This is a genomic window from Pseudomonas sp. RL (genome assembly GCF_000647775.1).
Lineage (GTDB): Bacteria > Pseudomonadota > Gammaproteobacteria > Pseudomonadales > Pseudomonadaceae > Serpens > Serpens flexibilis.
Genome location: NZ_JBOY01000094.1, coordinates 17,386 through 40,370, shown reverse-complemented (window position 1 = coordinate 40,370; position 22,985 = coordinate 17,386). Strand labels below are relative to the sequence as shown.

The 22,985-nt window shown below is 67.0% G+C and carries 25 protein-coding genes and 2 tRNA genes; 20 read left to right on the top strand and 7 right to left on the bottom strand.

Features of this window, described 5'->3' with window-relative positions; translation table 11 throughout:
• Window positions 1–15 precede the first annotated feature (15 nt).
• Window positions 16–432, top strand: coding sequence for a hypothetical protein (locus AS93_RS0114340; RefSeq protein WP_027591252.1), 417 nt, complete (start codon window positions 16–18; stop codon window positions 430–432).
• 141 nt (window positions 433–573) lie between these two features.
• Here the strand turns inward: AS93_RS0114340 and AS93_RS0114335 are convergent, their stop codons facing one another.
• From AS93_RS0114335 to mobA, 3 genes are all read right to left on the bottom strand, one after another.
• Window positions 574–795 (bottom strand): hypothetical protein, encoded by a 222-nt coding sequence (locus AS93_RS0114335; RefSeq protein WP_027591251.1) that lies wholly within the window; start codon window positions 793–795, stop codon window positions 574–576.
• 350 nt (window positions 796–1,145) lie between these two features.
• Window positions 1,146–1,222, bottom strand: a tRNA-Pro gene (locus AS93_RS0114330).
• Window positions 1,223–1,340: 118 nt separating this feature from the next.
• Window positions 1,341–1,916, bottom strand: a complete 576-nt coding sequence (gene mobA, locus AS93_RS0114325; protein WP_027591250.1) for a molybdenum cofactor guanylyltransferase MobA — start codon at window positions 1,914–1,916, stop codon at window positions 1,341–1,343.
• Window positions 1,917–1,991: 75 nt separating this feature from the next.
• Between mobA and moaB the strand changes: the two genes are divergently transcribed.
• The 5 genes from moaB (at window position 1,992) to AS93_RS0114300 (ending at window position 6,775) form a co-directional block, all read left to right on the top strand.
• Window positions 1,992–2,531, top strand: a complete 540-nt coding sequence (moaB, locus tag AS93_RS0114320) for a molybdenum cofactor biosynthesis protein B (RefSeq protein WP_027591249.1) — start codon at window positions 1,992–1,994, stop codon at window positions 2,529–2,531.
• Window positions 2,528–3,724: a gephyrin-like molybdotransferase Glp gene (gene glp / locus AS93_RS0114315; RefSeq protein WP_027591248.1), complete on the top strand. Its 1,197-nt coding sequence runs from the start codon at window positions 2,528–2,530 to the stop codon at window positions 3,722–3,724. Before moaB ends, glp begins: the two co-directional genes overlap by 4 nt.
• A 224-nt stretch (window positions 3,725–3,948) precedes the next feature.
• Window positions 3,949–4,854, top strand: a complete 906-nt coding sequence (yegS, locus tag AS93_RS0114310) for a lipid kinase YegS (RefSeq protein WP_027591247.1) — start codon at window positions 3,949–3,951, stop codon at window positions 4,852–4,854.
• A gap of 126 nt (window positions 4,855–4,980) precedes the next feature.
• Complete coding sequence (locus AS93_RS0114305) at window positions 4,981–5,904, top strand: chemotaxis protein CheV (protein WP_027591246.1); 924 nt, start codon at window positions 4,981–4,983, stop codon at window positions 5,902–5,904.
• A gap of 67 nt (window positions 5,905–5,971) precedes the next feature.
• On the top strand, window positions 5,972–6,775 hold the full coding sequence (locus AS93_RS0114300) for an MOSC domain-containing protein (protein WP_027591245.1): 804 nt from the start codon (window positions 5,972–5,974) through the stop codon (window positions 6,773–6,775).
• 174 nt (window positions 6,776–6,949) lie between these two features.
• Here the strand turns inward: AS93_RS0114300 and AS93_RS0114295 are convergent, their stop codons facing one another.
• A complete protein-coding gene (locus AS93_RS0114295; protein ID WP_027591244.1) occupies window positions 6,950–7,822 on the bottom strand; it encodes a WYL domain-containing protein in 873 nt (290 codons plus the stop codon).
• A 120-nt stretch (window positions 7,823–7,942) separates the two neighbouring features.
• Here AS93_RS0114295 and AS93_RS0114290 point away from each other — a divergent pair, with 120 nt between their 5' ends.
• From AS93_RS0114290 to thrC, 6 genes are all read left to right on the top strand, one after another.
• Window positions 7,943–8,347: a hypothetical protein gene (locus AS93_RS0114290; protein WP_027591243.1), complete on the top strand. Its 405-nt coding sequence runs from the start codon at window positions 7,943–7,945 to the stop codon at window positions 8,345–8,347.
• Between the two features lie 40 nt (window positions 8,348–8,387).
• On the top strand, window positions 8,388–9,284 hold the full coding sequence (xerD, locus tag AS93_RS0114285) for a site-specific tyrosine recombinase XerD (RefSeq protein WP_027591242.1): 897 nt from the start codon (window positions 8,388–8,390) through the stop codon (window positions 9,282–9,284).
• A 44-nt stretch (window positions 9,285–9,328) separates the two neighbouring features.
• Entirely contained in the window at window positions 9,329–10,054 is a 726-nt protein-coding gene (locus AS93_RS0114280; protein ID WP_027591241.1) for a DsbC family protein, read from the top strand.
• 160 nt (window positions 10,055–10,214) lie between these two features.
• Window positions 10,215–10,688: a GFA family protein gene (locus tag AS93_RS0114275; RefSeq protein ID WP_027591240.1), complete on the top strand. Its 474-nt coding sequence runs from the start codon at window positions 10,215–10,217 to the stop codon at window positions 10,686–10,688.
• Between the two features lie 107 nt (window positions 10,689–10,795).
• Window positions 10,796–12,100, top strand: a complete 1,305-nt coding sequence (locus tag AS93_RS0114270) for a homoserine dehydrogenase (RefSeq protein WP_027591239.1) — start codon at window positions 10,796–10,798, stop codon at window positions 12,098–12,100.
• Window positions 12,101–12,151: 51 nt separating this feature from the next.
• Window positions 12,152–13,561, top strand: coding sequence for a threonine synthase (thrC, locus tag AS93_RS0114265; protein ID WP_027591238.1), 1,410 nt, complete (start codon window positions 12,152–12,154; stop codon window positions 13,559–13,561).
• Window positions 13,562–13,807: 246 nt separating this feature from the next.
• Here the strand turns inward: thrC and AS93_RS0114260 are convergent, their stop codons facing one another.
• Complete coding sequence (locus tag AS93_RS0114260; RefSeq protein WP_027591237.1) at window positions 13,808–15,244, bottom strand: M48 family metalloprotease; 1,437 nt, start codon at window positions 15,242–15,244, stop codon at window positions 13,808–13,810.
• 110 nt (window positions 15,245–15,354) lie between these two features.
• Between AS93_RS0114260 and AS93_RS0114255 the strand changes: the two genes are divergently transcribed.
• Window positions 15,355–15,603 (top strand): sulfurtransferase TusA family protein, encoded by a 249-nt coding sequence (locus tag AS93_RS0114255; RefSeq protein ID WP_027591236.1) that lies wholly within the window; start codon window positions 15,355–15,357, stop codon window positions 15,601–15,603.
• Window positions 15,604–15,810: 207 nt separating this feature from the next.
• On the opposite strand, the gene AS93_RS0114250 is transcribed toward AS93_RS0114255, so the two are convergent.
• Together AS93_RS0114250 and AS93_RS0114245 are read right to left on the bottom strand one after the other, a co-directional pair.
• Window positions 15,811–16,287, bottom strand: coding sequence for a peroxiredoxin (locus AS93_RS0114250; RefSeq protein WP_027591235.1), 477 nt, complete (start codon window positions 16,285–16,287; stop codon window positions 15,811–15,813).
• Between the two features lie 10 nt (window positions 16,288–16,297).
• Entirely contained in the window at window positions 16,298–16,855 is a 558-nt protein-coding gene (locus tag AS93_RS0114245) for a glycine cleavage system protein R (RefSeq protein WP_027591234.1), read from the bottom strand.
• Window positions 16,856–17,024: 169 nt separating this feature from the next.
• Between AS93_RS0114245 and dapA the strand changes: the two genes are divergently transcribed.
• The 7 genes from dapA to gspM all read left to right on the top strand — a co-directional run bounded on the left by dapA (window position 17,025) and on the right by gspM (window position 22,966).
• Window positions 17,025–17,903 (top strand): 4-hydroxy-tetrahydrodipicolinate synthase, encoded by an 879-nt coding sequence (gene dapA, locus AS93_RS0114240; protein WP_027591233.1) that lies wholly within the window; start codon window positions 17,025–17,027, stop codon window positions 17,901–17,903.
• A gap of 21 nt (window positions 17,904–17,924) precedes the next feature.
• A complete protein-coding gene (bamC, locus tag AS93_RS0114235; protein ID WP_027591232.1) occupies window positions 17,925–19,010 on the top strand; it encodes an outer membrane protein assembly factor BamC in 1,086 nt (361 codons plus the stop codon).
• An 86-nt stretch (window positions 19,011–19,096) separates the two neighbouring features.
• Window positions 19,097–19,972 carry a phosphoribosylaminoimidazolesuccinocarboxamide synthase gene (locus AS93_RS0114230; RefSeq protein WP_027591231.1) on the top strand — a complete coding sequence of 292 codons (876 nt, stop codon included), beginning with the start codon at window positions 19,097–19,099 and terminating at the stop codon, window positions 19,970–19,972.
• A 100-nt stretch (window positions 19,973–20,072) separates the two neighbouring features.
• Window positions 20,073–20,162, top strand: a tRNA-Ser gene (locus AS93_RS0114225).
• A 692-nt stretch (window positions 20,163–20,854) separates the two neighbouring features.
• Window positions 20,855–21,730: an MSHA biogenesis protein MshI gene (locus AS93_RS0114220; protein ID WP_256214780.1), complete on the top strand. Its 876-nt coding sequence runs from the start codon at window positions 20,855–20,857 to the stop codon at window positions 21,728–21,730.
• Window positions 21,730–22,332 carry a PilN domain-containing protein gene (locus AS93_RS0114215; RefSeq protein ID WP_027591229.1) on the top strand — a complete coding sequence of 201 codons (603 nt, stop codon included), beginning with the start codon at window positions 21,730–21,732 and terminating at the stop codon, window positions 22,330–22,332. The genes AS93_RS0114220 and AS93_RS0114215 overlap by 1 nt, the downstream gene beginning before the upstream one ends.
• Window positions 22,325–22,966, top strand: coding sequence for a type II secretion system protein GspM (gene gspM, locus AS93_RS0114210; protein ID WP_027591228.1), 642 nt, complete (start codon window positions 22,325–22,327; stop codon window positions 22,964–22,966). The genes AS93_RS0114215 and gspM overlap by 8 nt, the downstream gene beginning before the upstream one ends.
• Window positions 22,967–22,985 lie beyond the last annotated feature (19 nt).

Here is a 22,985-nt window from a genome sequence, read left to right as displayed (position 1 = left end):
GGCCCTGGAGAGGATATGCAGCGTGCCGCAGGCCGGCTGCTGCTGCTCGGCAGCCTGCTGCTGAGCGGTTGCGCCAGTGATATCTACCAGCTGCCGGGTTCCCGGCAGACACCGCAGCCCTGGCCGGAACCCCGGCCAGCGCCCACGCCCGAGCCATCGCGCCCGGTGATCACCCCGGTGCCGCCGCGCCCGGAGGTTCCCTCGCAGCCGCAAAGCACTGGCACCCACCCACGCTACGCGCCGCCTCCGCATGTGGAAGCGCGCTGGGATGCGCGTCTGGGCGTCTATGTGGTGAGTGGGCGCGAGCTCTACTACCGCGAGCGGCTCTACTACCGCTGGGAAGACGGCTGGCTCTGTTCCGCGCAACCGGACGGTCCCTGGGAGTCGGTGGCCGAGGTCAGTGTGCCGATGGGGCTGCGTGGCCTGCATTGAGGCGTTGTGCCGGCAGAGTAGGGCGCGGTTGAGCGGCGGCTGTGGGAGCGGCGTCAGCCGCGATCAGGGCTGGGGTGGCTGTGAGCTCACCTGTGCGCTCCCACGCGTCGGAAAAGCAGATGGAACGGTGATGAATCAGCCTTACAGGGCCTTGTTGCGGGCGCGTTGAATGACTTGCTGCAGGCGTTCGCCCTGGCATTGCTCCGGATACAGGCGCTCGCTGTGGCGGGCGACACCGTGCTGGTCGACCAGGGTGAAGCTGAAGGTGCCCTTGCGGCCGGGGGCCACGATATAGCAGTGCAGTGGGGCGAAGGCTTCGCGCAATGCGCTGATGGCGTTCTGGGTATGCGAGTGGTTGCTCATGGTTCTTCCTTTTATTGTCTTGGTGGCGCCCGGTTCGCTTGGGGCGGGGGCCTGAAGAGGTCCGCCTGTATGGGAGCGACATCGGGGGCGATGGTTCCGTGCCTGATTTCAAGCAATTAATGGGCCGGAACAGCTGTCAGGGTGGCCCGTGCGGTGCCGTCGAGAGATCAGCTTAGCCGGGTTGCCAGGGTTTGCCGGGGTTCTGGCTGTGTCAGCGACCAGTGATCGCCTGCCAGAATGCTCGGAGAGTTTGACGACTTGATGACTGTTTTCCGGCGTCTCGTCAGGGCGGCGCGGAACAGTTTTCGGAATGACAAAACCCCGCCGTGAGGCGGGGTTTTGCGGGGATTTGGTCGGAGCGACTGGATTCGAACCAGCGACCTTCTCGTCCCGAACGAGACGCGCTACCAAGCTGCGCTACGCTCCGTTTGGATGGCGCGCATTCTACCGAAAAACTTTTGATGCACAAGGGGTTAGGCGAAAATTTTTTTGCAGGGCGGGATGCAGGCGTTTTGCCGCTGGGCACGGCATTCCGTCAAACGGACTCATTGCAGCAGCTCCGGACTGTTGAGATTGGCCAGCCGGTCATCGTCCTCGGTGCAGTCGAGCGCCACGGCGCCCATAGCGGTGAAGATATGCCGGGGGCTGCGCTGGCCTTCCTGCCAGGCGCGCTCCAGGTCGGGTAGCACGCGGGTCGGCAGTAGGCAGAACAGCGGTTGCCACTGCGCACCCTGGCGTAGCAGCAACGGACGGCCTGGCAGGGCGGCCTGCCGCATGCTCGTCAGTAGGGCACTGTCCACCCTGGGTGCATCGCAGGGCAGCACCAGCAGCCAGGGATGCCGTGCCACGGCGAGGCCGGCGCGAATGCCGGCCAGCGGGCCGGGGAAGTCCGGCTCGGCATCCGACACCAGTTGATCGGCAAAGGGCTGGTAGCACTCGGCGTTGCGGTTGCACGAGACGATCAGGTCATCGGTGAGCGGGCGCACGACATCATGCAGCCAGGCGATCATCGGTCGGCCGCGCCACGGCACCAGCCCCTTGTCGCGCCCACCCATGCGCTGACCGCGCCCACCGGCCAGCAGCAGCACGGAGCAGGGCGCAAGAGAGGGAAGCGTTGGCACGATGGGGCTCCTGGGACGAGTGGCGAAAGGCCTGTGATATAACACCGGCATTGTGAACCCTCAACAGGATCCTCCATGTCCCACAAGGCTGCCGTTCCCTTCACTCCGCTGAACATCGCCGTCCTGACCGTCAGCGACACCCGCACCCTGCAGACCGACACCTCCGGGCAATTGCTGGTCGAGCGCCTGACCGAAGCCGGCCACCGGCTGGCCGACCGCGTGCTGCTCAAGGACGACCTCTACCACATACGCGCGCTGGTGGCTGCCTGGATCGCCGATGCATCGGTGCAGGTGGTGCTGATCACCGGCGGCACCGGCTTCACCGCGCGCGACAGCACGCCGGAAGCCGTCACCTGCCTGCTGGACAAGCAGGTCGATGGCTTTGGTGAGCTGTTCCGGCAGATCTCCTACACGGACATCGGCACCTCCACGATGCAGTCGCGCGCCCTGGCCGGGCTGGCCAACGGTACGCTGGTGTGCTGCCTGCCGGGCTCCACCAACGCCTGTCGCACCGCCTGGGACGGCATCCTCGCGCAACAGCTGGACGCCAGCCACCGGCCCTGCAACTTCGTGCCGCACCTGCGCATGGCGGTGGCCTGCGAGAGTCGCGAATGAGCCTGATCAGCGTCGAGGACGCCCTGCAGCGTCTGCTGGCTTGGGCCGAGCAGGCGCCGCTCGATGGGCAGGAAACCGTGCCACTGGCACAGGCCGACGGCCGCGTGCTGGCGGCGCCGCTGCTGGCCGGGCTGGACCTGCCGCCCTGGGACAACAGCGCGATGGACGGCTACGCCTTGCGCCTGGCCGACGGGCAGGGCGAGCCGCTGCCGGTCAGCCAGCGCATCCTCGCCGGCAGCGCGCCGCAGCCGCTGAAACCGGGCACCTGCGCGCGCATCTTCACCGGCGCGCCGCTGCCGCCCGGCGCCGACTGCGTGGAGATGCAGGAAAACACCGAGGTGCTGGCGGACGGTCGCGTGCGCTTCCTCGAAGCCTTGCGCCCGGGACGGAATGTCCGCCCGCGCGGCCAGGAAGTCCGTACTGGCGAGACACTGCTGGCGGCCGGTTCACAGCTCGGCCCGATCGAACTGGCACTGGCCGCCAGCATCGGTATCGGCACCGTGACGGTGCGTCGTCGGCCCCGGGTGGCGCTGCTGTCCACCGGTGACGAGCTGGTCGAGCCCGGGCAGCCGCTGGGGCCGGGGCAGATCTACAACAGCAACCGTCGCCTGCTGGCCGCCTGGCTAATGCGGCTGGGCTGTGAGGTGCGCGACGCCGGCATCCTGGCGGACGACCTGCAGGCCACGCGCGCGGCACTGGCCGGAGTGGGCGAGGTGGACCTGATTCTCTCCACCGGCGGCGTGTCGGTCGGCGAAGCCGATTATCTCGGCCAAGTGCTGCGTGAAGCCGGCGACCTGGCGCTGTGGAAGCTCGCCATCAAGCCCGGCAAGCCGCTGACCTGCGGACATTACCGGGGCGTGCCGGTGCTCGGCCTGCCGGGCAACCCGGCCTCCACGCTGGTGACCTTCGGCCTGCTGGCGCGCCCCTATCTGCTGCGCCGCCTGGGTGTCGAGGCCGTCGAACCGCTGGGCGTCGAGGTGCCGGCCGGCTTCGCCTGGGAGCGCGCCGGCAACCGCCGCGAGTACTTGCGCGCCCGTCTGGAGCAGGGGCGCGCCGTGCCGCACCCGAACCAGAGCTCCGGCGTGTTGCGCAGCGCCGCCTGGGCCGATGGGCTGGTGGAAGTGCGCGAGGAACGCACCTTCGCCGAGGGAGCGCCGGTGCGCTTCATTCCGTTCAGCGAGCTGCTGGGCTAGCGCGGGATGCCGCGCGGCCCCGTTTTTTAGGAGCGGCTTCAGCCGCGATGTTTTCCGCGCAGGTTCAGCATGGCTGGACGGCCCTGGTCGGGCACCTCCCCCCCAAAAAAAAGCTCGCGACTGAAGTCGCTCCTACAGTCGCTCTTACAGGTCCATGCCTGCCTCGAACCATCCTCCCTGCGGTGCTTTCCAATGCTGCGGCAGCACGGAACCAGGAGGCATTCATGCAGCGGCGGGCGTGGCTGATTCTGCACGGCAAGCAGGCGCAGAACGAGGCGGTGCGCGAGGCGGTCCAGGCGTGTCGTGAGCGGGGCTGGGAACTCGCGGTGCGCCTGACCTGGGAAGCCGGCGACGCGCGGCGCCTGGTGGAGGAGGGGCTGCGGGCCGGTTACCCCTGCCTGATTGCCGGCGGCGGCGACGGCACTCTCAACGAGGTGGCCTCGGCGCTGATCGAGCTGCAGGGGGATGCCAGTCTGGCCCTGCTGCCGCTGGGGTCGGCCAACGATTTCGCCCGGGCCGCGCAGGTTCCCCTGGAGCCGGACGCCGCACTGGCGCTGCTGGAGCTGCAACCCACGCCGGTCGACGTGGGCATGGCCAATGAGCGCTTGTTCGTCAACATGGCCACCGGCGGCTTCGGCTCGCTGGTCACCGCCAATACCTCGGAGGAGCTGAAGAAGGTGCTCGGCGGTGGCGCTTACCTGCTCACCGGACTCACCCGCTTCGCCGAGGTGCGCAGCGCCTTCGGCCGTTTCCATGGTCCCGGCTTCGACTGGCAAGGTGATTTCCTGGCCATGGGCGTGGGCAATGGGCGCCAGGCCGGAGGCGGTCACGCCCTCTGCCCGCGCGCGACCATCACCGACGGGATGCTCGATCTCTGCCTGATTCCCGCGCCGCAGGATGTCGGCGAAACCCTGCGGGTAATGCTGAGCGGCGGCATGCTCGGGCTGGATACGGTCGCCGTGACCGCCCGCTTGCCCTGGCTGGAGGTCGAGGCGCCGGACGGGCTGGACCTGAACCTCGATGGGGAGCCTGTGCACAGCCCCCGGGTGCGTTTCGAAGTGCGCCCGCAGCTCCTGCGTCTGCATCTGCCAGTGGATTCGCCGCTGCTGACCGGGGCTGCGGCGGAGTGACGCGGTCGAGCGCTGCCTTTGGTCTGCATTCCTGCGTGATGCCGGTTTGATATTAAACTCGCTGGCGTCGCGGCCGATAACTTTTGAAACGTTGCGCCGCAACTCACTTCGACGTCAGGTAAGCACATGGCGAGTATTCTCGACTCGGTCGATCAGCGCACCCAGCTGGTGGGTGAAAATCGCCTGGAAATTCTGCTGTTCCGCCTCGCCGGGCGGCAGCTCTTCGCGATCAACGTCTTCAAGGTGCAGGAGGTCCTGCACCTGCCGCGCCTCAACCGCATGCCGCACCGCCATCCGTGCGTGTGCGGGGTGATCAACCTGCGCGGCCAGACCCTGCCGGTGATCGACCTGTCCAAGGCCATTGGCATGCGCCCGCTGCAGCCGGAGGCCAACACCATCATCGTCGCCGAGTACAACCGCTCGGTGCAGGCCTTCCTGGTGAGCAGCGTCGAGCGCATCTACAACCTCAACTGGGAAGAGGTGCAGCCGCCACCCGGTGGCAGCGGCCGTTCCCACTACCTGACCTCCATCACCCGCGTGGATGACCAGCTGGTGGAAGTCATCGACGTGGAGAAGGTGCTGGCCGAGATCGTGCCCTACAACGCCCGCGTTTCCAGCGAGCGTCTGGCCGATCCGATTCTCGCCCGCGCCGCCGGTCGCGAGGTGCTGCTGGTGGACGACTCCAGTGTGGCGCTCGCCCAGCTGACGGAGACCCTCAGCCAGCTGAACTTGAAGATCCACACCGCCAGCAACGGCCAGATGGGCCTGCGCAAGCTGCGCCAGTGGGCCGACGAGGGCCACGACCTCAACGAGAAGCTGCTGATGGTGTTCACCGACGCGGAGATGCCGGAGATGGACGGTTACCGGCTGACCGCCGAGATCCGCAACGACCCGCGCATGAAGGACCTGTACGTGGTACTGCACACCTCCCTGTCGGGCTCGTTCAACGAGGCGATGGTCAGGAAGGTCGGCTGCGACAACTTCCTCTCCAAGTTCCAGCCGGAACGCCTGATCGACGTGATCCGCGATCGCCTGCAGCGCGACGCCTGATCCTCGTGCGTGACGGAAGGCCGCCGATTATGCTGGCGCCTTCCGCTCACCACCGATCGAGGCCGTCATGCAGCTCGCCGCGCTATATCGCTACCCCCTGAAATCCGCCATCGGCGAGTCCCTCGACCGCGCCTGGGTCGACGGCCTGGGCATTCGCGGCGACCGCCGATGGATGCTGGTGGAAGCCGACAGCGGCCGATTCCTCACTCAGCGGGTGCTGCCGCAGATGACCCAGTTGCTGGCGCGCTGGAAGGCTGAGCAGGGGGTGCGCCTGCGCGCGCCGGGCATGCCGGACCTCGACGTGCCGGTGCCAGCGGAAGAGGCGCCGCTGCGCCGTGTGAGCATCTGGAAGGACGAACCGTCGGCCGCCGATGCCGGTGACGCCGCCGCCGAGTGGCTCAGCCAGTGGCTGGGGCGTGCCTGCCGTCTCGTTTATCTGCCGCCCGAGCGGGCCCGCCAGGTGGATCTTAAGTATGCCGAGCCCGGCCAGCATGTGGCCCTCGCCGATGGCTTTCCGCTGCTGCTGATCGGTCAGGCTTCGCTCGACGACCTGTCGGCCCGCGTGGGCCGGCCGCTGGAAATGCGCCGCTTCCGTCCGAACCTGGTGATTGCCGGTAGCGACCCCTATGCCGAGGACGGCTGGCGGCGCATCCGCATCGGCGAGCTGATCCTGCGCCCGGTCAAACCCTGCACCCGCTGCATCATCACCACCCTCGACCCGGATAGCGGCGAGCGCAGCGCCGACCAGGAACCGCTGGCCACCCTGGCGCGCTATCGCAAGAGCGACAAGGGCGTGATGTTCGGCCAGAACCTGCTGGTCGACGGCCAGGGCTGGCTGGAAGTGGGCATGCCGGTCGAGCTGCTGGAGTGATCCGGCAAATGCCGTAGGGTGGATCGCGCTCCACCGATCCACCAAACGCGCCGCAGGCGCGCCGTGCCGGCGCGTTGGTGGACAAGAAAGACGTTGTCCACCCTACAGGTCAATCCGCCAGCCGCGCGCCTTCGTAGGGAGGATCGCGCTTCACCGATCCACCAGAGCCGCAGCTCAATACAGCCATTCCCGCAGCCCATCCAGGTTGGCCACCACGATCTGCTGGGCCTCTGCCTTGGTGTGCACCTTGGTCGGGTCGATGTGGTAGCGCTGCAGCACGTACTGCACCAGCGCGCCCCGCGTGTCGATCACCAGCCGGCCGTCGCGCATGCCGAAGTCGTGCTCGATGATCGCCCGCTGCTCGGGCTTCAGGCGCGAGTCCGGCTCGATGATCACCTGCACCTCGGCATTCCAGCCGGCGTCGCCGTCGCGGCCATGCTCGGAGGGCAGGTCGAGCAGCTCCGGCGTGCCGCGCAGGCGACTGAGCACGAAGTCCCGGTAGTCGCGGTTGCGCTCGCAATAGGCGCGCACATGCCAGCGCATGCCGGTGTAGACCAGGGTGTGCGGCGCGATCAGGCGCGTTTCGCCATCCGGCGTGGCGAACGACACATAGCCGCACTCCAGGCGCAGCCCCTCGCGGCAGGCACGCAGCAGCGGGCGCAGCACCTCGGGGGTCACCGAGCGATCCGGCACGCGCAGCACCTCGGTGTGCGCATAGGCCAGCGCCAGTCCCTCGATGTGCGGCGCGCGTTCGTGGTTCTGGTTGAGCAGGTGCAGGTAGGCGCTGGCGCTGTCGTCGATGAACAGCGGCGCGAAGTCGCGGGTCGGCACATAGCCCTTCAGGTGCCGGTCATATGTCAGGTTATGCGGCGCATGCTCGGCGATGTAGGTGTTGATGTCCCTGGAGGCTTGCTGACGGCTGATGCCGAAGCTCTGGATCAGGTGGTTGGTGGTCAGCCGGCCTTCCCACCAGGCCACCGTCTCGATTAGCCGGTAACGCAGCGCCAGGTCCCAGCGCACGGATTCGATCGACTGTTGGCGTTTCATGCTCACTCCATCTGCCTGAAAACTTTACCTGTACAGGTAAACACTCTGGATATGTCGGGTAACGCTACATATCGTTTCGCCACTATTCAAGCGGAACCGGCTGTAATAAGGAGAGTGCAGATGACCCATCAGGTTGCCGATACCGTGCTGTTCGAGGGCACACGCTATCTCAACTGGGATACCCCCCTGGATGGCTATTTCATCGAACGCGGGCTGATGACCCGCATCGTCGAGGAGGGTGCGCGCCATCCGGCTTGCCGGCGCGGCTACGTGGCGCGCTGGGTGGTGGTCGACGGCCTGCTGCGCCTGGCCGAGCTGGAGCGCCACCAGCAGCCGGGTAGCCTGTTCCGCCGCGTATTCGGCAAGGCCGCCGGCCGCCCGCTTGCGGCGCTCTGGTACAGCGGCACGCTGCGCCTGTTCGAGGCCGACAGGCCCCAGCCGGGGCGCTGGCTGGAACTGGACGTCAGCGCGGGGCGGGTGTGCGCGGTGCGGTGGATGCTGCGGGAGGGGTGGGAGAAGGCATAATCCACTGCACCTCGATCATCCGAACAGGCACGCGCTCGCCATGTCCGCCCTCGACCACCCGCTGATCGACCGCTTCCTCCAGGCCCTGTGGCTGGAGAAGGGCCTGTCGGCCAACACCCGTTCCTCCTACCGCAGCGACCTGACGCACTTTCATGGCTGGCTGCATGAGCGCGGTATCGGGCTGACCGGAGTCTCCCGCGAGGCGCTGGGCGATCATCTGGCCTGGCGGCTCGACCAGGGCTACAACGCGCGTTCCACCGCGCGGCTGCTGTCCGGCTTGCGCGGTTTCTACCGCTTTCTGTTGCGGGAAGGGGTGATCGGCGAAGACCCGACCCTGCTGGTCGAGCAGCCGCGCCTGGGTCGCTCGCTGCCGCAAAGCTTGAGCGAGGCGGATGTCGAGGCGCTGCTGGCTGCGCCCGATCTGGACGAGCCTCTGGGACTGCGCGACCGCGCCATGCTGGAGGTGCTGTACGCCTGCGGGCTGCGGGTCACCGAGCTGGTGTCGCTGACCCTGGAACAGCTCAATCTGCGCCAGGGCGTGGTGCGGGTGTTCGGCAAGGGCAGCAAGGAGCGCCTGGTGCCGCTGGGCGAGGAAGCCGTGCACTGGCTGGAGCGCTACCTGCGCGAGGGGCGCGCGGCGCTGCTGGCCGGGCGGCCTAGCGATGTGCTGTTCCCCAGTCGCCTGGGCGAGCAGATGACCCGGCAGACCTTCTGGCACCGCATCAAGCGGCACGCGCGGGTGGCGGGGATCGCCAAGCACCTGTCGCCGCACACATTGCGGCATGCCTTCGCCACCCATCTGCTCAACCACGGCGCCGACCTGCGCTCGGTGCAGATGCTGCTCGGCCACAGCGATCTGTCGACGACACAAATCTACACACACGTGGCCCGCACGCGCCTGCAGGAGCTGCACGCCCGGCATCATCCGCGCGGATGAGCTGTGATAGGCTCTGGCGCCTCGCAACCCATTCCGGAGTATCCATGCGCTGTTCCTCGCTCTTCGCCGCCCTGGCCCTGACTGTCGCTGCACCCCTGGCGCAGGCCGCCGACGCCGAGCAGGCGATTCGCAAGACCCTGAACACCCTGCAGCCGGACCTCAAGGTCGAATCCGTCAGCGCGAGCCCGCTCAAGGGCCTGCATCAGGTGCAGCTGGAGGGCGGCCGGGTGCTCTACATGAGCGAGGACGGCCAGTACCTGATGCAGGGCTACCTGTACCAGATGCGCGACGGGCAGATGGTCAACCTCACCGAGCAAGCCGAGAACGTGGCCGTGGCCCGCCAGCTCAACGCGCTGCCGCGCAACGAAATGGTCATCTTCGCGCCGAAGAACCCCAAGACCCACATCACCGTGTTCACCGACACCGATTGTGGCTACTGCCAGCTGCTGCACAAGGAAGTCGCCGAGCTGAACCGCCAGGGCGTGGAGGTGCGCTATCTGGCCTACCCGCGCGCCGGCGTGGGTTCTCCGACCTACGAGACGCTGGTCAGCGTCTGGTGCGCCAAGAACCCTCAGGAGGCCATGAACCAGGCCAAGGCCCGCAAGAAGGTGCCGGCGGCCACCTGCGAGAACCCGGTGGCGAAACAGTTCGAACTGGGCCAGCGCATCGGCGTGCAGGGCACCCCGGCGATCTTCCTGGCCAACGGCCAACTGATCCCCGGCTACCAGCCGGCCGACAAGCTGGGCCCGACGGCGCTGCAGGCCCGCTGAGGCGTTGCTTCTGCGCGGAACCCCGTAGGAGCGACTTCAGTCGCGAGCGCTTGATGCGGCCTGCACGAACGCATCGCGGCTGAAGCCGTTCCTACAAAGCCTCCCCGGAACCGCCAGCGCCGCAGGTCCTCCAACACCGGTAGGTAAAGGAGGGCATGCGATGCACCTGCACGGCTCCTGTCATTGCGGCGCGGTGCGTTTCAGCGTCGAAGCGCACCAGCCCTATCCGTTCATGCGCTGCTATTGCTCGATCTGCCGCAAGACGGCGGGTGGCGGTGGCTACGCCATCAATCTGGGCGCCGATTACGCCAGCCTCACCGTCGAGGGCGAGGAGCACCTTTCCATCTACCGTGCCCGGCTGGACAACGGTGAGACGAGCACCGGCCAGCGCCATTTCTGCCGGCACTGCGGCAGCGCGCTCTGGCTGTACGACCCCACCTGGCCCGAACTGGTGCATCCGCACGCCTCGGCCATCGACACGCCGTTGCCGCTGCCGCCCGAGCATGTGCACATGATGCTCGGCTCTCGGGCGCCCTGGGTGGAGGTCGCGTGCAAGCCGAATGATCGCTGCTTCGACGACTATCCGGATGAATCCCTGGCCGACTGGCACCGGCGCCACGGCCTGACCGACTGACGCTTCCAACCGCAGGGCCAATTGACTTGACCCCCCTGGCCTTCGTAATGTGCGGCTCTTTTCCGCGCCTTGCGGGCGCGCCACGCCGCACACATGGGGAGTCAAGCGTGAAATCGGTGAAAGTAGGCATCTGTGGGTTGGGCACCGTCGGTGGCGGTACCTTCAATGTACTCAAACGCAACGCAGAGGAGATCGCCCGGCGCGCCGGGTGCACCATTGAGGTTGCGCAGATTGCCGCCCGTGACACCAACCCGAAGTGCGACACCACCGGTACCCCCATTACCGCTGACGTCTTCGAACTGGTGACCAACCCCGAGATCGACGTGGTCGTCGAGCTGATCGGCGGCTACACCATCGCCAAGGAACTGGTGCTCAAGGCCATCGAACACGGCAAGCACGTGGTCACCGCCAACAAGGCGCTGATCGCCGTGCACGGCAACGAGATCTTCGCCCGCGCCCGCGAGAAGGGCGTGATCGTCGCCTACGAAGCCGCGGTGGCCGGTGGTATCCCGGTGATCAAGGCGATCCGCGAGGGCCTGTCCGCCAACCGCATCAACTGGCTGGCCGGCATCATCAACGGCACCGGCAACTTCATTCTCACCGAGATGCGCGAGAAGGGCCGCGCCTTCGAGGGCGTGCTCAAGGAAGCCCAGGCCCTGGGCTACGCCGAAGCCGACCCGACCTTCGACGTGGAAGGCATCGACGCCGCCCACAAGCTGACCATCCTGGCGTCCATCGCCTTCGGCATCCCGCTGCAGTTCGACAAGGCCTACACCGAGGGCATCACCAAGCTCACCACCGCCGACGTGAACTACGCCGAGGCGCTGGGCTACCGCATCAAGCACCTGGGCGTGGCCCGTCGCACCGAAGCCGGCGTCGAGCTGCGCGTGCACCCGACGCTGATCCCGGCCGACCGCCTGATCGCCAACGTCAACGGCGTGATGAACGCAGTGATGGTCAACGGCGACGCCGTGGGCAGCACCCTGTACTACGGCGCCGGCGCAGGCATGGAGCCGACCGCCTCGGCCGTGGTGGCCGACCTGGTCGACGTGGCGCGCGCGCTGTCCTGCGCGCCGCAAGGCCGCGTGCCGGCCCTGGGCTTCCAGGCCGATGCGCTGTCCGCGCTGCCGATCCTGCCGATCGGCGAGTGCGAGAGCGCCTACTACCTGCGCATCCACGCCCAGGACCGTCCGGGCGTGCTGGCCAAGGTCGCTACCATCCTCTCCGAGCGCGGCATCAACATCGAGTCGATCATGCAGAAGGAAGCCGAGGAGCAGGACGGCCTGGTGCCGATGATCCTCGTCACCCACCGCGTGGTGGAGCGCAACATCGACGACGCCATCGCCGCCCTGGAAGCCCTGGACGACATCAGCGGCAACGTCGTGCGTATCCGCGTAGAACAGCTCAACTAATGCTCAGGGCCCGGGGCACAGGCTCCGGGCCCGCACCGAAGGTTTGATGACATGCGCTATATCAGTACCCGTGGCCAGGCGCCGGCCCTGAATTTCGAAGACGTGCTGCTCGCCGGCCTGGCCAGCGATGGCGGCCTGTACGTGCCGGAAAACCTGCCGCGTTTCACCGTCGAGGAGATCGCCTCCTGGGCCGGCCTGCCGTATCACGAGCTGGCCTTCCGGGTGATGCGCCCGTTCGTGGCCGGCAGCATCCCGGACGCCGACTTCAAGAAGATCCTCGAAGAAACCTACGCCGTGTTTGCCCACAGCGCCGTGGCGCCGCTGCGTCAGCTGGACGGCAACGAGTGGGTGCTGGAGCTGTTCCACGGCCCGACCCTGGCCTTCAAGGACTTCGCCCTGCAGCTGCTGGGTCGCCTGCTGGACTATGTGCTGGCCAAGCGCAACGAGCGCGTGGTGATCATCGGCGCCACCTCCGGGGATACCGGCTCGGCGGCCATCGAAGGCTGCAAGGCCTGCGAGAACGTCGACATCTTCATCCTGCACCCGCACAACCGCGTGTCCGAAGTGCAGCGCCGCCAGATGACCACCATCCAGGGCGACAACATCCACAACATCGCCATCGACGGCAACTTCGACGACTGCCAGGAGATGGTCAAGGCCAGCTTCGCCGACCAGGGTTTCCTCAAGGGCACCCGTCTGGTGGCGGTCAACTCGATCAACTGGGCGCGGATCATGGCCCAGATCGTCTACTACTTCCACGCCGCCATCCAGCTGGGCGCGCCGGCCCGTTCGGTGGCCTTCTCGGTGCCCACCGGCAACTTCGGCGACATCTTCGCCGGCTACCTGGCGCGCAACATGGGCCTGCCGATCAGCCAGCTGATCGTGGCCACCAACCGCAACGACATCCTGCACCGCTTCATGAGCGGCAACCAGTACGTCAAGGACACCCTGCACCCGACCCTGTCGCCGTCGATGGACATCATGGTGTCCTCGAACTTCGAGCGCCTGCTGTTCGACCTGCACGGCCGCAACGGCGCTGCCATCGCCGGGTTGATGGACACCTTCAAGCAGGGCGGCGGTTTCAGCGTCGAGGCCGATCGCTGGAGCGAAGCCCGCAAGCTGTTCGACTCGCTGGCCGTGAATGACGAAGAGACCTGCGAGACCATCGCCCAGGTCTACCAGCAGTGCGGCGAGCTGCTGGACCCGCACACCGCCATCGGCGTGCGCGCCGCCCGCGAATGTCGCCGCAGCCTGGCCACGCCGATGGTCACGCTGGGCACCGCCCACCCGGTCAAGTTCCCGGACGCGGTGGTCAAGGCCGGCGTCGGCCAGGCTCCCGCACTGCCGGCGCACCTGACCGACCTGTTCGAGCGCGAGGAGCGCCTGAACGTGCTGCCCAACGACCTCAAGGCCGTGCAGCAGTTCGTCAGCCAGCACGGCAACCGCGGCAAACCGCTTTAAAGGCGAACTGCGCAGGGGCGCAACGGCACCATGATGAAAAAGCCCGCACCTTTCGGCTGCGGGCTTTTTCGTTGGTTAGTCAGACGTAGGGAGGACATCGCCGTTTTGTCCGCCGCAATGTGCACGCCGGGCGGTGGACAACGAAAAACGATGTCCACCCTACGTGGTCGCCATGACCGTCGGGCGGTCGGCGTTTTCCGGCCGCCGATTCGGTGCCGCGGCGGTGGCCAACGTGAACGCTCCGGCCTACCTGAGCATCTCCTCCAGCAGCCGCTTCTCGGTGCGCAACTCGTCCTGCCGCGCTTCGATGCGTGCGGTCAGCGGGAAATTGCCGATCACCCGGCGCTTGGCGTAGTCCAGCTGGGTCAGCGCCTGTCCGTAGTCGCCCACCAGGGCGAAGAACTCGGCGCGGGCCTGGTGCACGCCGATGATGTTGCCCGCCAGGCCGCGCACTTCCGCCACCTGATACCAGATGTCCGGGTCCTTGGGCCGCTCGCGCAGCAGACGGTCGAGAATGGCCTCGGCTTCCGCCGGGCGTGACTGGGCCAGCAGCAGTTCGACCTGCATCTGCAGCAGCGGGTAGTTGCCGGGGTGCGCCTTGAGCAGCCGTTCCAGTCGCTGGGTGGCCTGGCTGTAGCGCTGCGCATCCATGTCCAGCTCGACGCGCGCCAGGTTGTAGACGATGTCGTCCGGGCTCTTGTCCAGCAGCGGTTGCAGGAGGCTGCCGGCTTCTTCCGACTGTCCGGCGCGACGCAGGCTGATGGCCAGGCCGTAGCGGGCGGCGTCGTTCTGCGGGCTTTCCTCCAGCTGCGCACGGAAACGCTTGGTGGCCAGCCCCGGCGTGCTTTCGAACTGCAGCTGGGTGCGGGCGCGCATCAGTTGGTAGGCGAGGCTGTCGATCTTGCCGCCGGCCGGCGTCTGCTCGGCGCGGTTTCGGCTGTCGGCGACGCGCGATTCGGACAGCGGGTGAGTGAGCAGGAATTCCGGCGGCTTGGCGTCGTAGCGGTACTGCCGGGCCAGGCGCTCGAACATGCTCGGCATGCCGCGCGGATCGTAGCCGGCGTTGCGCAGGTTGCTCAGGCCGATGCGGTCGGCTTCCTGCTCGTTCTGCCGCGAGAAGCTGCGCTGGCTCTGGATGGCGGCGGCCTGCCCGGAGGCAATGGCGGCAATCGCGGCATCGCCGGCGCCGGCCGCCGCGGCGACCACGCCGGCGAGCATGGCCGCCATCAGCGGCAGCTGCATGCGCTGCTGCGCTTCCAGACCGCGCGCGTAATGGCGCTGCGACAGGTGGGCCAGTTCGTGTGCGAGCACCGAAGCGAACTCGGCTTCGGTCTGGGCGTGCAGGAACAGGCCGCCATTGACGCCGACGATGCCGCCCGGCACGGCGAAGGCGTTGAGCTGCGGGCTGTCGAGGATCACGAACTCCAGGCGCCGGTCCTGCAACTGGCTGGTCTCGGCCAGGCGGTAGACGTGCCGTTCGACGAAGTCCTTGAGCAGCGGGTCGGACAGCTGCGAGACCTGGCCGCGCAGCATGCTCAACCAGGCGCGTCCGAGCTGGTACTCCTGTTCGGGGGCGACTATGGCCGAGCTGGCATCGCCCAGCGACGGCAGGTCGTTGGCGTGCGCCGCCGGACTCAGGGCCAGGCAGACGGCAAGCAGCAGAGTGGGGCGCGGGGCAGTCATGCGGGTACTCGCTCGAATCGCGGGGGCTAACTGTAGCCTTGTCCCGGCGTCGCTGGCCAGCCACGCCGGGGCTTGGGTATTCTCGCCCGCTCACTGCGCAGAGGTGTGAAATGACTGACCAAGTGCAGGCCCCGGCCTGCGATGCGGAACTGGACGCCAGCGGCCTGAACTGCCCGCTGCCGTTGCTCAAGGCCAAGCTGGAGCTCAACCGCCTGCCCAGCGGCGCGGTGCTCAAGGTCACCGCCACCGATGCCGGTTCGCAGCGCGACTTTCGTGCGTTCGCGCGCCTGGCCGGGCATGAGCTGTTGCGCGAGGAAGAGGAGGCGGGGGTTTTCCGCTACTGGTTGCGCAAGGCGTGACAGCGCCGTGAAGCGGCGCTCAGGTGGCCGGCGATCCGGACCCCGTAGGGTGGTCAACGTTTACGTTGCCACCATCGAGGCCGCGAATCGGCGGCCGGATAAAGCGCCGACCGCCCTACGCCGGCCGGCGAAGCCCAGCTCGGCCTCGATGCATCACCCGCCTCGGGCGGCCGAGATAAACACGGCCCCACAGGTTTGCACGGGGCCTCAGCGCCCTTCGTGCAGCGCCCGGGCGGCGTCCAGCACCGCCTCCACATGCCCCGGCACCTTCACGCCGCGCCATTCCTGGCGCAGCACGCCGTCCTGGTCGATCAGGAAGGTGCTGCGGTCCACGCCCAGGTATTCCTTGCCGTAGAGCTTCTTCAGCTTGATCACCTCGAACAGCTGGCACAGCTGCTCATCCTTGTCGGAGATCAGGTCGAAGGGGAAGCACTGCTTGGCCTTGAAGTTTTCGTGGGACTTCAGGCCGTCGCGGGACACGCCGAACACCAGGGTGTTGGCGGCCAGGAACTCGGCGTGGCGATCGCGGAAACCCTGGCCCTCGGTGGTGCAGCCGGGGGTGCTGTCCTTCGGGTAGAAATACAGCACCAACTGGCGACCCTTGAGTGCACTCAACTGGACGGTCTGGCCGCCGGTGGCCTGGGCCTGGAAGTCGGGGACGGGCTGGTCGAGGCTGACGGTCATGGCGGATTCCTTACGGGTTGTTCGGGCGCCAGGGCTCGATCAGGGCATCGAGGTTCAGGGCATCGGCGAAATCCAGGAACTGGTCGCGCAGCCAGCTGATCTGGGTGCCCGGCGGCAGGGTGACGTTGAGGGTGGCGTTGAGCATGGTGCCGCCGGTGTGCGGCGCCTGGTAAGTGTCGCAGCTCAGGCTTTCCAGCTCGATGCGGTGATCGGTGAAGAACTGGCAGAGCTCGCCGAGGATGTCCGGCCGATAGGCCGCACTCACGTAGGCGACGTACGGCAGCGCCTGCGGGCGGACTTCCAGCGGCACACTGCGCACCACATTGAGGGTGAAGTCGTGACGCTTGGCGATCGACGGCAGGGTCCCTTCCAGGCGAGCCAGGGCGTCCCAGCTGCCGCCGACCTGCAGGGTGAGCACGCTGCATTCGCCGTGGCGGCTGAGCTGCGTGGAGGTCACTGCGCAGCGGCTTTCCTGGCAGGCCCGGTACAACACGCTGGTCAGCGTCATGGGGTTGTTGCCGAGGGCGCTGACAACCAGAAATTGTTCACGAACGGGCGGGGTGGACATGCAGGCTTCCTAACGCAGATGAAGACAACGCCGAAGGCGTCGAAACGAGGGCGAAAGGGTAGCGAAAAGCGCCGCCCAAAGGAATGGCGGGCCCCCGGAACTTCGCTTGTGCGAGGCCGGGGCCGACAGTACCATTGGCCCCTCTCTTTTCTGGCAGGAGTGGTGGTAGATGATTTCGGGCAGCATGGTGGCGCTGGTCACTCCCATGGATGCGCAGGGCGCACTGGATTGGGACAGCCTGAGCAAACTGGTGGACTTCCACCTGCAGGAAGGCACCAACGCCATCGTCGCGGTGGGTACCACCGGCGAGTCCGCCACCCTGACCGTGGACGAACACATCGAAGTAGTGCGTCGCGTCGTCGACCAGGTCAACGGTCGCATCCCGGTCATCGCCGGCACCGGGGCCAACAGCACCCGCGAAGCCATCGAACTCACCGAGCTGGCCAAGGGCGTGGGCGCCGATGCCTGCCTGCTGGTCACCCCGTATTACAACAAGCCGACCCAGGAAGGCCTGTACCGCCACTTCCGCGCCATCGCCGAAGCCGTGGCCATCCCGCAGATTCTCTACAACGTGCCGGGTCGCACTGTGTGCGACATGCTGCCGGAAACCGTCGAGCGCCTGTCCCGCGTGCCGAACATCATCGGCATCAAGGAAGCCACCGGCGACCTGCAGCGCGCCCGCGAAGTGCTCGAGCGTGTCGGTCAGGATTTCCTGGTGTATTCCGGTGACGACCCCACCGCCGTGGAAATGATGCTGCTCGGCGGCAAGGGCAACATCTCGGTGACCGCCAACGTCGCACCGCGCGCCATGAGTGACCTGTGCGCCGCCGCCATGCGTGGCGAGGCCGCCATCGCCCGCGCCATCAACGACCGCCTGATGCCGCTGCACAAGGCGCTGTTCCTGGAGTCCAACCCGATCCCGGTGAAGTGGGCGCTGCACGAGATGGGCCTGATCCCGGAAGGCATCCGCCTGCCGCTCACCTGGCTCAGCGAGCGCTGCCACGAACCGCTGCGCCAGGCCATGCGTCAAACTGGCGTGCTGGCCTAACACACCAAGGAAGCGAAACGCATGAAGCGACTGGCCGGACTCACCGCACTCGCCCTGATCATCACCGGCACTGGCGGTTGCAGCTGGCTGGGCTTCCGCGATCGCGGCAGCGATTACCTGCAGGCGCAGCAGACCGCGCCGATGCGTTTGCCTGAGGGCGTCCAGGCCAAGCACCTGGACCCTCTGCTGCCGATTCCGACCCAGATTCCGTCGCTGGCCGCGCGCGACGACGAGTTCGATACGCCGCGCCCGCAAGCCCTGGCCGCTGGTCCGGACAGCGGCGAGTTCAGCCTGCAGAAGAGCGGTGATGCGCGCTGGCTGCTGGCGCTGCGCCCGCCGGCGGAAGTCTGGCCGCTGGCCCGTCAGTATTTCGAGCGCAACGGCCTGGCGATTGCCGAAGAGCGGCCACAGACCGGCGAGTTCATCACCGCCTGGCAGCGTTACGATCGCCTGTCGCCGGAGCTGAGCCGCCGCCTGGGGGGCCGCGTGACGGTCGCCGCTCCCGATGCCCAGGTGCGGGTGCGGGTGCGCATCGAGCCGGGCGTGCAGCGCAACACCAGCGAGATCTTCCTGGCTGCCGTGGAACGCCCGGCTGACAGTACGGCCAACCTGAGCTTCCCCAGCCGCTCGGCCAACCAGCCGCTGGACAGCGCGCTGCTCGACGAACTACTGGCCGGCCTGGAGCGTGGCGCGGGGCAGGGCGGTTCGGTGTCCCTGGCCGCGCGCAGCGCCGATAGCCGCGTGCGGGTCACCGCCGGCGAGGATGGCAGCGGCAATCCGGTACTGAACGTCGAGGCCGATTTCGACCGCAGCTGGTCGAGCATCGGCCGCGCCCTGGAGCGCGCCGACCTGCGCATCGATGACCTCAACCGCAGCCTGGGCCTGTATTACCTGAACCTGTCCGGCGATGCGCGCAAGCCCGGCGAGAAGCCCGGCTTCTTTGGTCGCCTGTTCGGCAGTGACGAAGCCGCCGGCGAGCGTTACCAGGTGCGCCTGACCCGACTGGGCAATGGCGTGCAGGTCTCGCTGGAGCAGGATGCCGATACCCTGGCACCCAAGGACATCGCCCAGCGCGTGCTGGGGCAGATCCAAAGCAATCTGAACTGAAACCCGCGTTTCAGCTCGAACCCCAGGCGAAACCCCGCAGCGCGGTTTCGCCTGTTTTCTTTCCGATGATGCGGACCTTTTTCGACATGAGCACACCCACCGCCCTGAGCCTGAAGAAACTCTACTCCGGCAAAGTCCGCGACCTGTACGAGATCGACGACAAGCGCATGCTGATGGTCGCCAGTGATCGCCTGTCGGCGTTCGACGTGATCCTTGAGGAGCCGATCCCGGAGAAGGGCAAGATCCTCACCGCCATCTCCAACTTCTGGTTCGACAAGCTCAAGGGCCTGGTGCCCAACCACTTCACCGGCGACAAGGTCGAGGACGTGGTGCCGGCTGCCGAGCTGCCGCTGGTGGAAGGTCGCGCCGTGGTGGCCAAGCGCCTCAAACCGGTGCCGGTGGAGGCCATCGTGCGCGGTTACCTGGTGGGCTCGGGCTGGAAGGAATATCAGAAGAGCGGCACCGTCTGCGGCATTCCGCTGCCGGCCGGCTTGAAGGAGGCCGCCAAGCTGCCGCAGCCGATCTTCACCCCGTCCACCAAGGCAGCCGTGGGCGACCATGACGAGAACATCTCCTTCGCGCGCTGCGAGGAGATCATCGGCGCCGAGCTGGCCGCCAAGGTGCGCGACACCGCCATCGCCCTGTACAGCGCCGCCGTCGATTACGCCGCCACCCGCGGCATCATCATCGCCGACACCAAGTTCGAGTTCGGCCTGGACGAAGATGGCACCCTGACCCTGATGGACGAGGCGCTGACCCCGGATTCCAGCCGCTTCTGGCCGGCTGACAGCTACGCCGAAGGCAGCAACCCGCCGAGCTTCGACAAGCAGTTCGTGCGCGACTGGCTGGAATCCACCGGCTGGAACAAGCAGCCGCCGGCGCCCAAGGTTCCCGCCGAGGTCTGCCAGAAGACCGCCGACAAGTACCGCGAAGCGCTGACCCGCCTGACCGGCGAGGCCTGAACCTTTCCCGGCGCAGTGCAAGCGCTTGAAATGCGAGCGAAAAACTTGCGTCGGGGGTTAGACAAATGCGCCGCAGCTGGTATGATGCGCGCCGACCTCTGGGGAGATGCCGGAGTGGTCGAACGGGACGGATTCGAAATCCGTTGTGTCCTCACGGGCACCTAGGGTTCAAATCCCTATCTCCCCGCCATACATCAAGCCTGAGCCCCTGATTTTCCTAGCGAATTTCAGGGGTTTTTGCTTTCTGGGACCCAGGTGTCGAAAGCCGGCCACTGGATCAACGGGCACCGCATCGTCATGGCCAGCGTGGCTCATCTCTGGACGATCCTCGCCTCGCGTTGTTCGCCATGCGGGGTTGCACGGCAACCGCCCCAGTACCGAGAACATTTGCATCGCGAGCTGCCCTCGGTTTTCCAGATTTGAACCTGTCGACTTTTTTCTTCCGATAGCCAACCTGGCGGGCAGCCTGACCGTTCAAAGGTGTCAACTCGCCATAACCCCTTGATGTAAAAGGAAATTTGCTCATCGCTAATGGCTATGAGATAGCAAATTGACACTTTTCCTCTGTTTTCGAGCTATCGACAAATAACCGGCGCTGAACGAAAATGTGCGACGCTTCACAGTTCGAGGTCTGCGTTGGACGGCTGGAAAGCCCGTTCCAGACGCGTTTGTTGTCGGTGTTGCCGGTCAGGGCAGGCACCAATGGCGAAAACCAGGCCCGGTTCGCTGTGTAGTGGCCCTTTTTCGGTCGCAAGGTTGGCAGGCCGCATCGTCAGCAGTAGTCGCTCGCAGCACGCGCAGGAAGGCGTGGTGCGAAACGGTCTTTGACAGGTAGCCTCAGTGGCGTGGTTGAAAAGGACGAAGCCCCGGCCAGACGGACTGGTGGGCCTGGAATTCAGTCATCAGGGCATTGCGCTTGCGCAGGTGCGCAGGCGTGCAGGCCAGGCACCTGAACTGCTGCATTGCGTGTATCGCGAAGCCGAACTGCCCGAGCGTGCCGCCGTGCTCAAGGCGCTGGTCGATGAGCTCGGCCTGTCCGGCCTGCCCGCCAACCTGGTGCTGCACTCCGCCGATTACCGTACCTTCCTCCTCGAAGCCCCCGAAGTTCCCGCCGATGAGCTGCGCGACGCCATGCGCTGGCGCGTCAAGGACATGCTCGGCGAGCCGCTGGACCAGGTCGTGCTGGATTGCTTCGCGCTGCCGGCCGATGCCTATCGCGGGCGCATGCGCATGGCCTATTGCGCCGTACTGGGCAAGGCGCAGATGAACCAGTACGCCGCCTGGCTGCGTGGCAGCGGCCTGCGACTGACCAGCATCGACATCTCGGAAATGGCCTACCGCAACCTTGGCCTGCTGGCCGGGGCGCCGGACCTTAACATCGCCGTGCTGCGCCTGCGCACCACGGAAAGCATGATCTGCATCCAGAAGGGCGCCGACCTGTACATGGCGCGACGCCTGGAGCAGGGCGCGCGGGGCGGGGTCGACGACCTGGCCAACATGACCCTGGAGATCCAGCGCAGCCTGGATTACTTCGAAAGCCAGATCGGCGCCGGCCGGCTCAACCGCATCCTGCTGCTGCCCATGAAGCACAAGGCCGCCGAGGCCCGCACAGAGCTGACCTACGGGCTGGCCACGCCGCTGCAGGTGGTCGATCTGCGCGAGCTGTTCCCCGGGCAGCCGGCCGCCGAGCTGGCCGAACTGCAGCAGGTGCAATGCCTGGGCGCCATCGGCGCGGCGCTGCGCCAGGATGCCACCTGATGCAGAACATCAACCTCTACCAGCCGGAAACGCCCCAGTCGTCGGGTCCGCGCCCCCGGCAGATGCTGCTGGGCCTTGCCGTGCTGGCGTGTCTGCTGCTGTTGCATGGCGGCTGGACGCTGTGGCGCAGCCACCTCGGCAGCCAGGCCCTGGCGCGCGCCGAGCAGCAGTCCCGTGCCGTGGAAGCCGAGCTGCTCAACCGCCAGGCCAGCTTCCGCGAGCCGCAACTGGACAGCGGGCTGAGCGAGCGGCTGGCCGAGCTGCAATCCGGCAACCAGCGCCTCCAGCAGCTGGCGGACCACCTGTTGTCCCTGGAAGCCCAGCATCGCGCGGGCTTCGCGCCGCTTCTGGCCGGGCTGGCCGACCGGCACATCCAGGGGCTGTGGCTGACCCGTATCCGCATGCGGGAAGGCGGACAGCTGCTGCGTCTGGAAGGCCTGGCGCAGGAGCAGACCCAGGTGCCGCGCTACCTGGCCAGCCTGAGTGGCAGCCCCGCGTTGCAGGGCCGTGAGTTCGCCCAACTGCAGGTGCAGCGTGAAGACAGCGGTCTGCTGCGCTTCAGCCTGGCTTCGCAGGTCGAGCAGGAGCCGGGCGATGAATAGCCTCGTGCAGTTCTGGCGCCAGCGGGCGCCGCGTGAGCAGTGGCTGATGTATCTGGTCGGCCTGGCGCTGGTTGGTCTGCTGTACGTGCAGTGGCTGGCCGCGCCCCTGGCGGCGCGTACAGTTGCCCAGGAGCAACGCCTGCGCCAGGTGGAGCAGGGCATTGCGGCGGCGCAGGCGGCCATGCGCCAGCTGGATGAACGCCTGGCCGCCGACCCCAACCCCCGCTATCGCCAGGCCATCGGCGAGGCCGAGGCCCGACGCGAGGCGATCTTCGCCGGGATCGACAGCGGCACGGCCCGGCTGATCTCGCCCACCGACATGCAGAAGCTGCTGGAAGACCTGCTGCGTCGCCAATCCGGCCTGCGTCTGGTGGAGCTGCAGAGTTTCAGCGCCCCGCTCAGCCTGCCGGATGCGCAACAGGCCCCCTCGGTGCTCTATCGCCACGGCCTGCGCCTGACCCTGGAAGGCGGCTACTTCGACCTGCTCGCCTACCTGCAAGCCGTGCAGGCCAGTGGCTGGCAACTGCACTGGAACAGCCTGGACTACCGGGTCGGCGAAGCCGGACCGGGCAAGGCGAGCATCCGCCTGGAGCTCTATACCCTCAGCCGACATGCGGGGTGGCTCGGTGTTTAGGTCCTGCCTGTCCCTCGCC

Bases quoted from the DNA above. Each gene is read 5' to 3' on its own strand.
- AS93_RS0114340 (WP_027591252.1), top strand. From the start codon at position 16: ATGCAGCGTGCCGCAGGCCGGCTGCTGCTGCTCGGCAGCCTGCTGCTG.
- AS93_RS0114335 (WP_027591251.1), bottom strand. From the start codon at position 795: ATGAGCAACCACTCGCATACCCAGAACGCCATCAGCGCATTGCGCGAA.
- moaB (WP_027591249.1), top strand. From the start codon at position 1,992: ATGTCCCACAAGGCTGCCGTTCCCTTCACTCCGCTGAACATCGCCGTC.
- glp (WP_027591248.1), top strand. From the start codon at position 2,528: ATGAGCCTGATCAGCGTCGAGGACGCCCTGCAGCGTCTGCTGGCTTGG.
- yegS (WP_027591247.1), top strand. From the start codon at position 3,949: ATGCAGCGGCGGGCGTGGCTGATTCTGCACGGCAAGCAGGCGCAGAAC.
- AS93_RS0114305 (WP_027591246.1), top strand. From the start codon at position 4,981: ATGGCGAGTATTCTCGACTCGGTCGATCAGCGCACCCAGCTGGTGGGT.
- AS93_RS0114300 (WP_027591245.1), top strand. From the start codon at position 5,972: ATGCAGCTCGCCGCGCTATATCGCTACCCCCTGAAATCCGCCATCGGC.
- AS93_RS0114295 (WP_027591244.1), bottom strand. From the start codon at position 7,822: ATGAAACGCCAACAGTCGATCGAATCCGTGCGCTGGGACCTGGCGCTG.
- AS93_RS0114290 (WP_027591243.1), top strand. From the start codon at position 7,943: ATGACCCATCAGGTTGCCGATACCGTGCTGTTCGAGGGCACACGCTAT.
- xerD (WP_027591242.1), top strand. From the start codon at position 8,388: ATGTCCGCCCTCGACCACCCGCTGATCGACCGCTTCCTCCAGGCCCTG.
- AS93_RS0114280 (WP_027591241.1), top strand. From the start codon at position 9,329: ATGCGCTGTTCCTCGCTCTTCGCCGCCCTGGCCCTGACTGTCGCTGCA.
- AS93_RS0114275 (WP_027591240.1), top strand. From the start codon at position 10,215: ATGCACCTGCACGGCTCCTGTCATTGCGGCGCGGTGCGTTTCAGCGTC.
- thrC (WP_027591238.1), top strand. From the start codon at position 12,152: ATGCGCTATATCAGTACCCGTGGCCAGGCGCCGGCCCTGAATTTCGAA.
- AS93_RS0114260 (WP_027591237.1), bottom strand. From the start codon at position 15,244: ATGACTGCCCCGCGCCCCACTCTGCTGCTTGCCGTCTGCCTGGCCCTG.
- AS93_RS0114255 (WP_027591236.1), top strand. From the start codon at position 15,355: ATGACTGACCAAGTGCAGGCCCCGGCCTGCGATGCGGAACTGGACGCC.
- AS93_RS0114250 (WP_027591235.1), bottom strand. From the start codon at position 16,287: ATGACCGTCAGCCTCGACCAGCCCGTCCCCGACTTCCAGGCCCAGGCC.
- AS93_RS0114245 (WP_027591234.1), bottom strand. From the start codon at position 16,855: ATGTCCACCCCGCCCGTTCGTGAACAATTTCTGGTTGTCAGCGCCCTC.
- dapA (WP_027591233.1), top strand. From the start codon at position 17,025: ATGATTTCGGGCAGCATGGTGGCGCTGGTCACTCCCATGGATGCGCAG.
- bamC (WP_027591232.1), top strand. From the start codon at position 17,925: ATGAAGCGACTGGCCGGACTCACCGCACTCGCCCTGATCATCACCGGC.
- AS93_RS0114230 (WP_027591231.1), top strand. From the start codon at position 19,097: ATGAGCACACCCACCGCCCTGAGCCTGAAGAAACTCTACTCCGGCAAA.
- AS93_RS0114215 (WP_027591229.1), top strand. From the start codon at position 21,730: ATGCAGAACATCAACCTCTACCAGCCGGAAACGCCCCAGTCGTCGGGT.
- gspM (WP_027591228.1), top strand. From the start codon at position 22,325: ATGAATAGCCTCGTGCAGTTCTGGCGCCAGCGGGCGCCGCGTGAGCAG.